The 11,862-nt window shown below is 45.6% G+C and carries 9 protein-coding genes; 8 read left to right on the forward strand and 1 reads right to left on the reverse strand.

The window, feature by feature from the left end; genetic code table 11:
• Window positions 1-162: 162 nt before the first annotated feature.
• The 8 genes from thrC to DHBDCA_RS01900 all read left to right on the forward strand — a co-directional run bounded on the left by thrC (window position 163) and on the right by DHBDCA_RS01900 (window position 10,431).
• Window positions 163-1,644, forward strand: a complete 1,482-nt coding sequence (gene thrC / locus DHBDCA_RS01865) for a threonine synthase (RefSeq protein ID WP_015042443.1) — start codon at window positions 163-165, stop codon at window positions 1,642-1,644.
• 542 nt (window positions 1,645-2,186) lie between these two features.
• On the forward strand, window positions 2,187-4,118 hold the full coding sequence (acs, locus tag DHBDCA_RS01870; RefSeq protein ID WP_015042446.1) for an acetate--CoA ligase: 1,932 nt from the start codon (window positions 2,187-2,189) through the stop codon (window positions 4,116-4,118).
• A 276-nt stretch (window positions 4,119-4,394) separates the two neighbouring features.
• Window positions 4,395-4,874 (forward strand): hypothetical protein, encoded by a 480-nt coding sequence (locus tag DHBDCA_RS01875; protein WP_015042447.1) that lies wholly within the window; start codon window positions 4,395-4,397, stop codon window positions 4,872-4,874.
• 181 nt (window positions 4,875-5,055) lie between these two features.
• Window positions 5,056-5,544: a CYTH domain-containing protein gene (locus tag DHBDCA_RS01880; protein WP_242824943.1), complete on the forward strand. Its 489-nt coding sequence runs from the start codon at window positions 5,056-5,058 to the stop codon at window positions 5,542-5,544.
• A gap of 237 nt (window positions 5,545-5,781) precedes the next feature.
• Window positions 5,782-7,581 (forward strand): oligoendopeptidase F, encoded by a 1,800-nt coding sequence (gene pepF, locus DHBDCA_RS01885; protein WP_015042449.1) that lies wholly within the window; start codon window positions 5,782-5,784, stop codon window positions 7,579-7,581.
• Window positions 7,582-7,595: 14 nt separating this feature from the next.
• Window positions 7,596-8,447, forward strand: a complete 852-nt coding sequence (locus DHBDCA_RS01890) for an Mrp/NBP35 family ATP-binding protein (protein ID WP_015042450.1) — start codon at window positions 7,596-7,598, stop codon at window positions 8,445-8,447.
• 111 nt (window positions 8,448-8,558) lie between these two features.
• The gene (locus DHBDCA_RS01895) at window positions 8,559-9,812 is read left to right on the forward strand and encodes an adenosylhomocysteinase (RefSeq protein WP_015042451.1); all 1,254 of its coding nucleotides are present in this window, start codon (window positions 8,559-8,561) and stop codon (window positions 9,810-9,812) included.
• A complete protein-coding gene (locus DHBDCA_RS01900; protein WP_015042452.1) occupies window positions 9,805-10,431 on the forward strand; it encodes a GNAT family N-acetyltransferase in 627 nt (208 codons plus the stop codon). The genes DHBDCA_RS01895 and DHBDCA_RS01900 overlap by 8 nt, the downstream gene beginning before the upstream one ends.
• A gap of 1,004 nt (window positions 10,432-11,435) precedes the next feature.
• Here the strand turns inward: DHBDCA_RS01900 and DHBDCA_RS01905 are convergent.
• Window positions 11,436-11,852, reverse strand: a complete 417-nt coding sequence (locus DHBDCA_RS01905) for a bactofilin family protein (protein WP_015042454.1) — start codon at window positions 11,850-11,852, stop codon at window positions 11,436-11,438.
• Between the last annotated feature and the right edge of the window lie 10 nt (window positions 11,853-11,862).

Raw genomic sequence — 11,862 nt, forward strand, 5'->3', positions numbered from 1 at the left:
AATACCTTGTCTTGTGTTCAAAATAATACAGGATAATCCTTGATAGTTAAGCAGGATTCTATTATAGTTATATTGTTTTTACGTGTCTTTTCATATAAAATCAAGTAAAATATCAATTATTGATGATTGAAATATTGCACAGTGATTATTGGAGGAGAAAAAATGTATCTTAGTACCCGCGGCAACATTGATGCTCAGACCTCTGCCCAGGCGATTGCTCTAGGAATGGTACCTCAGGGAGGACTATTTGTTCCTCAGGAGATCCCCTGCGTGGATTGGAAACAATATGCCAACTGCAGTTACGCCGAGCTTGCGCTGCAAATTATGAAGCTGTATTGCGGAGATCTACCGGCAGGAACGCTGGAAGAGGCAGTTAAAGTATACGGAGACGGACGTTTTGATACGTCAAACCCCGCACCGCTTGTTGAAGTCGACGGCTGCGGGATGCTGGAACTCTGGCACGGCCCGACCGCTGCTTTTAAAGATATGGCCCTGCAGGTGTTGCCTTATCTGCTTACTGCAAGTATTAAAGAACTTGGACTTGATGTGGAAGTTCTGATTCTTACGGCGACTTCTGGAGATACCGGCAAGGCCGCCTTGGACGGATTTAAGGATGTTCCGGGTACTCGGATTGTGGTTTTTTATCCCGACGGCGGCGTTAGCGCTGTGCAGGAACGCCAGATGGTTACAACAGGTGGAGGAAATACTTTCGTTGTGGCGATCAACGGAAATTTTGACGAGTGCCAGACTGCAGTTAAAAAGATTTTTTCATCTGAAGAACTGCGCCAAAAACTGAATGCCAGCCATATGGTTTTCTCCTCAGCGAATTCCATCAACTGGGGAAGACTGCTGCCGCAGATTGTTTATTATTTCTGGGCCTATCTCGAGGCAGTAAGACTCGGAAAAACTGCTGCGGAAGAGAAAATCAACATCGTGGTTCCCACGGGTAATTTTGGCAATATTCTGGCAGCTTATTATGCTAAGAGAATGGGACTGCCACTGGGCAGGCTGATTTGTGCATCGAATAAAAACAATGTGCTTACGGACTTCTTCACTGCCGGAACTTATGAAAGCAATCGTCCGTTTTATCTGACTTCGTCACCTTCAATGGACATCCTTATTTCCAGCAATTTTGAGCGCTTTTTGTTTGAAGTATCCGGAAGAGATGCCGGCAAGATCAGTAGCTGGTTCAAACGTCTCTCCAGCGAAGGGAAGTTCAGTGCGGATCCGGATACTTTGACTGCCTGTAGGGAGAATATGATCGCTGGCTGGACGGATGAAGAGGGTGTTTTCGAAACCATCAAAAAAGTGTATGAAGAAGACAACTATCTGCTGGACCCGCATACGGCTGTCGCGATGAAGGTTTACAACGATTATCGAGAAAACAGCGGGGACAAAACCTTTACTGTCCTGACTTCAACGGCGAGTCCTTTCAAGTTTGCTCAAAGCGTGCTGACAGCAATTGCCGGTGACAGGTACAGAGAATGTGACCCCTGGGAAGCGTTGACCAGGCTCAGCGCTTTGACGGGCTGGGATATCCCTTCCGGGCTACAGGGTTTAAGAGAGAAGTCTGCCCAGGAGGTATACCGGTGCCAGCCGGAGGAAATTACCGCTTATCTGGAAAGGAAATTTCTCAAGGACTAGTACCTTGTAACACCTAAAATTATCATATAATGGCGTGCAGATTTCTTGTAAGACAAGGCGGAGGATTGAGGCATACCGAGCGTATGGTGATTGACGACAACGCAGGATTACAAGAAATATGCCGTCAGGATAGATAAGATTTAGGTGTTACATGGTACTAGCACCTATGTTGGACATATTTGGAGTTGCACTTGCATTTAAAAATATCATCAAGTAAAATAATTAATTGGAAGGATGGGGAACCTTCCTGGGAGAAAAGGTGGACGAGGTGGCTGAAACAGGCAGTGGAACGTACGCTGCCTGTTTCACTTATTAATCTATAAGCAGGAATGAATGAGGAATGAATGATCAGATGAGAAGCAAGATATTTAAAGACACATCAAGATAACAAAGAAATCTGGGGATACCGGCGAAGGCCGGTATTTTGCGTTTAACCCTTAAATACGGGCAATTGGCTCCAAAGCAGACGATTCGGGCAGCCGGTTATGATATGATGAAAAAAATAAAAAATTATCGTTGGGTCGGTAAGGAGGAAAAACGAGATGTCCAAAGAGATTACCCAAAGTTCAGAAAATAAACACGTCTTTCAGAGTTCAGCGGAATTCAGGAAAGATGCCCTCATTTCCGACCCGGGCATTTATCAAAAGGCAGAAGACAGACTGGCTTTTTGGGAAGAGAGGGCTTCAACGCTTAGTTGGTTCAAAAAATGGGATACTGTTCTGGAGTGGAATCCGCCATTTGCCAAATGGTTTAACGGCGGTAAACTCAATGCGTCTTACAATTGTTTGGATCGGCATTTAGCCGGGCCCCGGGCGGATAAAAATGCCATTGTTTTTGAAGGCGAAAATGGTGATACCCAAATGCTCACCTATAGGGAGCTGCATCATGAAGTCAGCAAATTTGCGGGGGTACTTCGCTCTCTCGGTGTGAAAAAGGGGGATGTTGTCACTATCTATTTGCCGATGATTACGGAAGCAGTCGTTGCCATGATGGCCTGCTCCAGAATCGGAGCGCCGCACAGTGTGGTCTTCGGCGGATTCAGCGCTGAGGCCATTCGGGACAGAATCAATGATGCTAAATCGAAGATTGTGATTACGGCTGATGCCGGCTATCGCCGCGGAAAGGTTCTTCCGCTCAAAGAAAATGTCGATGAGGCTCTGAAAGGTGTCGCGGAAATCGATAAAGTCATCGTGGTCAGACGGGTAGGCCTAGATAATGCCGTACAAGGAGAAAGAGATGTCTGGTATCATGAGCTGATGAAGGATGCTGCAGCCGATTGTCCGGCTGAAGAAATGGATGCGGAAGATATTTTGTTCATCCTATATACGAGCGGCACCACCGGAAAGCCTAAAGGCGTTGTGCATACGACCGGAGGTTATCTGACAGGGGTTTCGACGACCCATCAGTATGTTTTTGATCTGAAGGAAAACGATATTTACTGGTGTACGGCGGATATCGGCTGGATCACAGGCCACAGCTATCTGGTATATGGACCGCTGGCCAACGGTGCGACGATATTCCTCTTTGAAGGAACGCCTGACTACCCTGCGAAGGACAGATACTGGGAACTGATTGAAAAGTACGGGGTAACCATTCTGTATACCGCGCCTACGGCAATCAGGACCTTTATGAAATGGGGAGAAAGCTATCCCCAGAAAAGAAACTTGACTAGCCTAAGGCTCCTCGGGACGGTTGGAGAACCGATCAATCCTGAAGCCTGGTTATGGTATCACAAGCATATCGGCGGAGAAAGATGCCCGATCGTCGATACTTGGTGGCAGACTGAAACAGGAATGATTATGATTTCAGCTCTGCCAGGAGTAACCGACATGAAGCCTGGCTCCTGTTCTGTGCCTTTCCCGGGTGTCAAAGTCGAAATATTGAACAGATCCGGACAGCCGGTTCAAAACGGAGAGGTTGGATTCGTTGCGATCACGGAACCCTGGCCGGCAATGCTCAGAACGGTTTATGGTGATGACAAGCGCTATAAGGATACCTACTGGGGTACATGGCCAGACAGATACTTTGCCGGGGACGGGGCCAAAGTCGATGAAGACGGTTATTTCTGGATTATCGGCAGAGTCGATGATGTCATCAATGTTTCTGGGCATCGAATCGGTACGGCAGAAGTTGAAAGCGCCCTTGTTGAGCATCCGGCTGTGGCAGAGGCTGCCTGCATCGGTAAAAGCCATGAAGTTAAAGGGCAGGCAATCGCAGCTTTCGTCACTCTCCGTGAAGGGGTTGCAGCTAGGGAAGACCTGGTGAACGAACTTAAGAATCATGTTGCGGCCAAAATCGGGGCAATAGCCAGACCTGATGAAATTCATCTTACGGAAGAATTGCCAAAAACCCGCAGTGGAAAAATTATCCGCAGAATTTTGAGGGACATCGCTGAAGGGCGGGCAATCGGTGATACAACGACCCTTGCCGATGCCTCAGCAGTTGAAGCGCTGCAGCAGATTGGGAAGCAGTAAGAGAGCAGGTATTAAGATTAAGCATTACGAGCAGGTACAAATGTTCCGGCTAAAATAAGCAAGGAGCACCCGCTGCTGTCATAAACAGTCAGGAGGTGCTCTTTGCTTTGTATGCCTTATGAACATCAATTGCTTTCTTAATTGGACTGCTGCTTGTCATGTCATAGATCTCTGTTTCCTGATATACAACATTATTTTAGGACTGTCATTTGCATAATAATTCCGAAAAGCAGGAATGATTAATATCAGTATTCTCTTAGTAAAGGAGCACGTTTAATGGCTGTAAAATTCATTCCGATGGTCTATACATTTATTTTTGCATTAATTATGTTTGCGGTTGTTCCGAGAGCAGAAATTCGGAGATTATCGATCTACGCAATCATATTTGGAGCTATATTTGATGTTATTGCAGCGAGCATCGGTTATTTGACCGGGAAGTTCGGGTATATTGACTACCAGGAGTTTGGGGTAATGGCCTTGCATTTTTTTGCTCCGATTTCCTGGGCAATATATTATGTTTTATACTTCTACTTTTTGCCTGAGAAAAATATTTACCGCTATATTTATGTTTTATCCGGGATATTTTATAGTGTGATGTTTTCTCAAGTAATCAGTAAACTGGGCATTTTAAGACCGGGCGAACTGCTGATCTATCCCATCGCTCTTTTTTGCATCTGGTTTCCATTGGCTACTTGGGGCTATTTAAAACTTGTTGATCGGGACAAGAAACGAAGTGCTAAAGTAAAAGTTACTTAATTCTAAATTGAACCTTATGGATATTAAAAATATATATCAAATAAATAGACGTATATAAACCATGGGAAATTTAAAGTATAATGAAGTTAATGAGATGAATCACAGTAGTACCATGTCAGCCCTAAATCTTATATTATAATTTTAGGGGTTAACATGGTACTTGTATGGGAGTTGGGAGATAGTGGGATTGGAGATCGAACGCAAGTATCTTGTTCATCAGCATCTTCTGCCGGAATTGAAGGAAGGGGAACGGATGATTCAAGGTTATCTTTCGGAAAAACCATCGGTCAGGTTCAGAATCAAAGGGAATCAAATGATGTTGACAATCAAGGATTATTATACGAAAAACAGGCGGTTTGAGTTGGAGACTCCGGCCAAGGAAGTAACGGAGGAAGAGGTTCGGAAGCTTATGTCCCTGGCAATAAGCCCGCCAATCATTAAGACGAGATATACAGTGAAGAGCGGTCAGGGAATAATCTGGGAGATTGATGTTTATGAAGAGGAAAATACCGGCTTGATTACGGTGGATGCAGAAATTCCGCAGGAAGATTATCCGCTGGAATTTCCGGAATGGGTTGCCGGTGACCGTGAAATAACCGGTGAGAAGCGCTACACAAATCTTAATCTTGGCAGGAAGCCTTATACAACATGGGCAGATTTAGCCGAATAATAAGATACCAGCCTGTTTTGTTTTAGACAGACTGGTATTTTTCTTATTCGGCTTAGATGATAAAACGTTTTACGATATCATTCAGGTTTTGCATTAACGATATATTTTATCCAATACCTTTATCCAATACCTTTTGATGGGCACAAACAATTTCGTTATAATTTGCTTCAACAAATTAGTAATTTTTTCTTTTACTGTGTATAATATTTGGAAGATCAATTTTATGGAGGGATCAGTTTGTCAGAAACCTTACGTTCAAGGGAAGAAATCTCACAGGAATATAAATGGAGACTCGAAGATATTTTTGCCAGTGATCAGGACTGGGAGAAAATGTTTAGCGAAACAGAAAAGATGATTGGGCTTTCCGCAAAATATCAGGGACAGCTTGCCGGCGGTGCGGACATTTTTGTTGAATGTATGGAATGGGCGGACCGTTTCAGCCTGAACCTGGAAGACCTGTTTACGTACGCCCGGATGAGAAGGGATGAAGATAACCGGATTTCCCGTTACCAGGGGATGACAGACCGGGCGACAATGCTTTCAGTACAGGCCGGAAGCGCCTTGTCATTTATTGTTCCGGAAATCCTGGCTATTCCGGATGAACGCTTTAGTGAGATCCGTCAGGATGAGAGATTGCAGGTTTATCATCATTACCTGGAAAATATCCTGAGACAAAAACAGCATGTCTTAAGCCTGGCTGAGGAAAAAATCCTGGCTGAAACCGGCGAACTGGCTTCAGCACCAAGCACGATTTTCAGCATGGCCAACGATGCGGATCTGAAAATCGGCCCGATCAAGGATGAAGAAGGCCGGGAAATTGAACTGACCAAGGGAAATTTTATCCGGTATATGGAAAGCAAAGACCGTAGAGTCAGACAGGATGCATTTACAACGCTTTATGCGGCTTACGGCAAACAAATAAACTCCTGGGCGGCGATGCTCGGAGCGAGTGTCAAGGCCGATGTTTTTTATTCAAGGGTCAGACACTATGATTCTGCGATTCAAAGCGCTCTTGACGACGACAAAGTGCCACTTCCCGTTTATGACGCGCTGATACAGACAGTTCATGATTATTTGCCGCAGTTTCAACGGTATATTCAGCTGCGCAAAAAAGTCCTCGGCGTTGCAGAGCTGCATATGTATGATATTTATGTTCCTTTCGTCCCTGAAATGGATGCGCATATTCCGTTTGAGGAAGCGAAGTCCATTGTACGCGAAGGGCTTAAACCTTTGGGAGAAGAGTATCTGGAGATTCTGGACGAAGGATTCCGTTCCGGCTGGATTGATATCTATGAAAACATCGGCAAAACAAGCGGAGGCTACTCCTGGGGCACGTACAGCTCCCATCCTTATGTTTTGCTGAACCATCAGAACACGCTGGATTCCCTGTTTACCCTGGCCCATGAAATGGGGCATTCCCTGCACACGTATTTATCGAATAAAAACCAGACTCATATTTATGCAGGATATAAAATATTTGTGGCCGAGGTTGCTTCCACACTGAACGAATCCCTGGTTATGCGTCATATGATCAATGCCTCGAATGACAGTAAAATGAAGGCCTATCTGATTAATCATTATCTGGAGCAATTTAGGGGGACCGTGTTCAGGCAGACCATGTTTGCAGAGTTTGAAAAGGAAATCCATGCTGCAGCCGAACGGAATGAATCCCTCACGGCAGACCACCTGTCCAAAATTTACCGGGACCTGAACCTGAAATATTTTGGGTCCGACATTGTCTTGGATGAACAGATCAATATGGAATGGACACGGATTCCGCATTTTTATAATGCTTTCTATGTTTATAAGTATGCGACAGGATTTTCAGCAGCGACGGCTCTCGCACAGCAAATCGTGCAGGAAGGGGAACCTGCTGTACAGCGGTATCTGGCGTTTTTGTCCAGCGGAGGCTCAGATTATCCGATCGAACTTCTGCGCCAAGCCGGAGTCGATATGGAAAAACCTGAACCGGTCAAGCAGGCGCTGGATGTTTTCGTGGAGCTGCTCGACCAGCTGGAGAAACTTGTCGGCGAATAATGGAGGTAAAAAAAGTGAGTAGTCCATGCAGCAGTTGTTCAACAGCTTCAACCTGCTCCGGCAGCTGTTCCTCAGTTCCGGAACTTACTGAAGCTCAAAAATTAAGCAATATTAAAAATGTTGTCGCAGTCATGAGCGGCAAGGGTGGAGTCGGGAAATCCTCTGTAACGAGCATGCTTGCTGTAAGCCTGATGCGTCAGGGCTATAAAGTCGGCATTCTCGATGCGGATATCACAGGACCCAGCATTCCGAAGATTTTTGGTCTCAAAGACAAAGCAAGTGCCGCTGAAAAGGGGATTATGCCGGTCGAATCCATGAGTGGCATCAAGATTGTTTCTCTGAATCTTATGCTCGAAAATGAGGATGATCCTGTGATTTGGAGAGGTCCGGTCATTTCCCAACTGGTGAAACAGTTCTGGACGGATGTGATCTGGGGAGAACTTGATTACCTGCTGATTGACTTGCCTCCGGGAACCGGTGATGTGCCGATCTCCGTATTGCAGTCTATTCCGGTGGATGGTTTGGTTATTGTCACAAGTCCTCAGCAGCTCGCTAACATGGTTGTCCGTAAAGCCATAAAAATGGCCACCATGTATAAAGCTACTTTTTATGGACTTGTTGAAAATATGGCTTATATTGAATGCCCGGACTGCAACAAGCGCATTGAGATATTCGGCAAACCGGCTGGAGAGAAGGAAGCTGCGGCGAATGAAATTCCTTATCTCGGCCAATTGCCGATTGATCCAAGACTGACAGCGCTTTCCGATGAAGGGCAAGTTGAAGAATATCAGTCGGCGCTGTTTGATGTAATTGCTCAAAAAGTTGCTGCCTGCAGCAAGGAAAAAAGTCCGAAAGAAACAGCATAAGTACGCAAGCAAGACTGTACAATCAGGTCCTGAAAAGGAGCCTGATTTTCTTCTGAAGCAGTCTGACTTTTAGAACAAATACGTGTATAATAAAGCGGAGGAGGTGCTAAGATGAACGAAGTTTCTACCATTCGAGATATTAGGCTGGCTGCTGACGGACAACGAAAAATAGACTGGGTAAAACAGTACATGCCGGTGTTGAATTCACTTCGGGATCAATATATTCAAGAGCGCCCGTTTGCAGGGAAAAAAATTGTCATCTGCCTTCATTTGGAAGCAAAAACCGCATACCTGGCCTTGACAATTCAGGCGGGAGGCGGGGAAGTTGCTGTGGTCGCCAGCAATCCGCTTTCTACGCAGGATGATGTGGTAGCGGCTCTGGTCGAAAACGGCATCAGGGCTCATGCCTGGCACGGTGCGACAGATGAGGAGTATAAAGTGCATATCAACAAGGCCCTCGATTTTGGGCCTGATTATATCATTGATGACGGTGGGGATCTCGTTTCAACAATTCATACCTGCCGGCGGGAATTGATTGGCCAGGTTAGAGGTGGAGCGGAGGAGACCACAACAGGTATTCTCAGATTAAAAGCCATGTCCAGGGAAGGAAAGCTTGAATTTCCGATGATGGCCGTCAATGATGCCAGAAGCAAGTATTTATTTGACAACCGATATGGAACGGGTCAATCCGTCTGGGATGCGATTCTGCGGACAACCAATCTGGTCGTTGCAGGAAAAACGGTTTGTATCGTTGGTTATGGATGGTGCGGCAAAGGTGTGGCATTAAGAGCCAGAGGGCTTGGGGCGAAAATCATTATCTGTGAAGTTGACCCGGTTAAAGCCAATGAGGCCTGGATGGACGGATACGAGGTCATGCCGATGAAGGAAGCCGCTTCTATGGCAGATTACTTTATTACCGTGACTGGCAATAAAAATGTCATTACAAAAGATCATTTTGCACGGATGAAGAATGGTGCAATCCTGGCGAACGCCGGTCATTTTGATGTGGAAATCTCTAAGCAGGACCTGAGTCTTCTGGCTGTTTCCAAAAGAAAGGTCCGCCCCAACACTGAAGAATTTACCCTTGAAGACGGGAGAAAAATCTTCTTGCTTGCTGAAGGCAGACTGGTGAATTTAGCTGCAGGAGACGGCCACCCGGTGGAAGTAATGGATACGTCTTTTGCGTTGCAGGCTTTGGCCCTCGAATATCTGGTAAAAAACCAGGGGCTTGAGAACAAAGTTTTTAATGTTCCGGAACAACTGGACAATAAGGTTGCGCTGATGAAGCTTCATTCACTTGGACTGCAAATTGACAGCCTGACATCGGATCAGGCGGAATACCTAGCAGGGTGGGTAAATGAATAAAGAGGAATGGATCAACATTACCTGTACTATCCAGACTTCGAAAGGGGAACTGCTGATATCCGGGGTGACATCTCCGGATATCTTGGAAAAGCTTGAAATTGACCAGCAATTAAAAGCTTTCCGTCCGGCTGCCAAACAAAAAAAAGCCATTGTTGAGATCAGCTGTCTTCCACAGGGAAAAGTCGTCTCAGCCCAAATCAATGGGGAGCTGGTCGGCTATATTACGTTTCATCCGCCGGATGAATTTGAACGGTGGTCATCCGGACAAGACAAAGTTCTGGAGCTCGGAGCGATTGAAGTGTCTCCGCGCTACCGCAATTATGGGGTAGCCCGCAGGATGCTGGAAGCTGCTTTCGGTGACGAAAAAATGGAAGACTATATTGTGATTGCAACAGAATATTACTGGCACTGGGATTTGGATGGAACAAACCTGCCGATTTGGGAATACAGGGAAATGATGCGCCATCTGATGACGTACACGGATCTGCTTATTAAAGATACGGACGATGAGGAAATCACATCTCATCCAGCCAATATGCTGATGGTTCGCTATGGGAAAAATATAACAAAAAAAATGATATACAATTTTGATCGACTTTTATTTTTAAACGGCAAATAATGGTGTGGTTCTTGGTCGTCAATATCGACTGTTTTGGCCGAATTTAGCCGAAAATAATCAACTGACGGAAATAGACGATTCTTTAATCAACGAACGTTCAGTTATCTGCGGTATGAATTCGCTTTATAGTACATCTGGCTTTTGCAAAAAATACGGATTATGTATAAAATGATATGGAAGCTATATGTATAAAATGATGTGGAAGCTAATAAAAATGAACTAGTGAAAACTAATTATATCTTAGTTTCAGATGTGTAAGGTTCCTTTGGATCATGGAGCGTTATTCTAGTGCATGAAACGGTCATTCGAGGGCGGGCCTAAGAATCCGCTAAGGGCATACCGATGAAGTTCCTGGTGGTGGCTTGGGACGCCCAGTCGTGGGCTGCTGCTGGGAGTTAAGGACAGAGGGGGATCCGCAATGGCATGTGGGCGCTACCCTTTATCCGTGGAGGCCCAGGTACGTGGTTTGAAACATAGCTACGGCTTGGGGATGAACCTGCATTAGGAAGGAACTTAGTGCAGTGTAGCCTGCCTTGAGGTGGAAAAGTTGGAAAGGCGATGATTGGTTAACTGGTGTTGGCAAACATCCGTTATACCTGCCGGAAATTCTTTTCTGCAAAAGAGGCTAGGGTGACCGGGAGTGTTAAGGAAAACTTCTAGAGCGTTTTATCGAGAAGGATTGAAGTGCGGACTAAGTGGCGATCAAGTTCTGAGAAATGGCAACATTTCAGACCAGGAGGAAGGGGAAACCGCCCTTGCAGGAAACCAAAGGGATCCTGGTGGGAAAACCTACTTGACCTAAGCCGCAACATTTACTTCTCGATATCCTACAATCCAAGGGACTTACAGCCAATAAGTGGTTCGTAAAAAAATATACATCTCAAAGAGAGATGTATTATTTTGTGTACATTAGGAGGGTCTCTCTTAGGGCGTTAAAATAATAAAAAAGGGGTTTTGTCGGGCTGCTGTTACAGCATTCCTGCAAAACCCCAGGTCCGCCTTTTTTAGGGCTTTTCTTCAGGGGAAGAGTCATCGGGATGATCTGTACTGTCAGAGACGATGGAACTTGTGCCGACAAAGATGGCGCCCTGGTCGATTTTAAGCTGTCTGGCGGTGATGTCCCCGTAGAGGCGGGAGGTAGGGCTTAATTCCAACAGGTCTCCGACCTTAATGTTCCCGCAGACAACACCCGTAATGGTTGCTGTAGCAGCAGAGATATTGGCTTTTACTGAGGCAGACTGACCGATGATTAAGTCGCCCCCGACTTCAACAGTGCCTTCGAGCTTGCCGTCTATCCGAATATTGCCGCTCGATACCAAAGACCCCTTGAGTTCACAGTCTTCGGCAATGTATGTAATATTTGTGTTCGTGCTGATATTTCGGATAACCGGTTTTGTGTCGTTTTCTTTTTTACTAAACATTCTTAGCCGC

The sequence above is a fragment of the Dehalobacter sp. DCA genome, assembly GCF_000305775.1.
GTDB lineage: Bacteria > Bacillota > Desulfitobacteriia > Desulfitobacteriales > Syntrophobotulaceae > Dehalobacter > Dehalobacter alkaniphilus.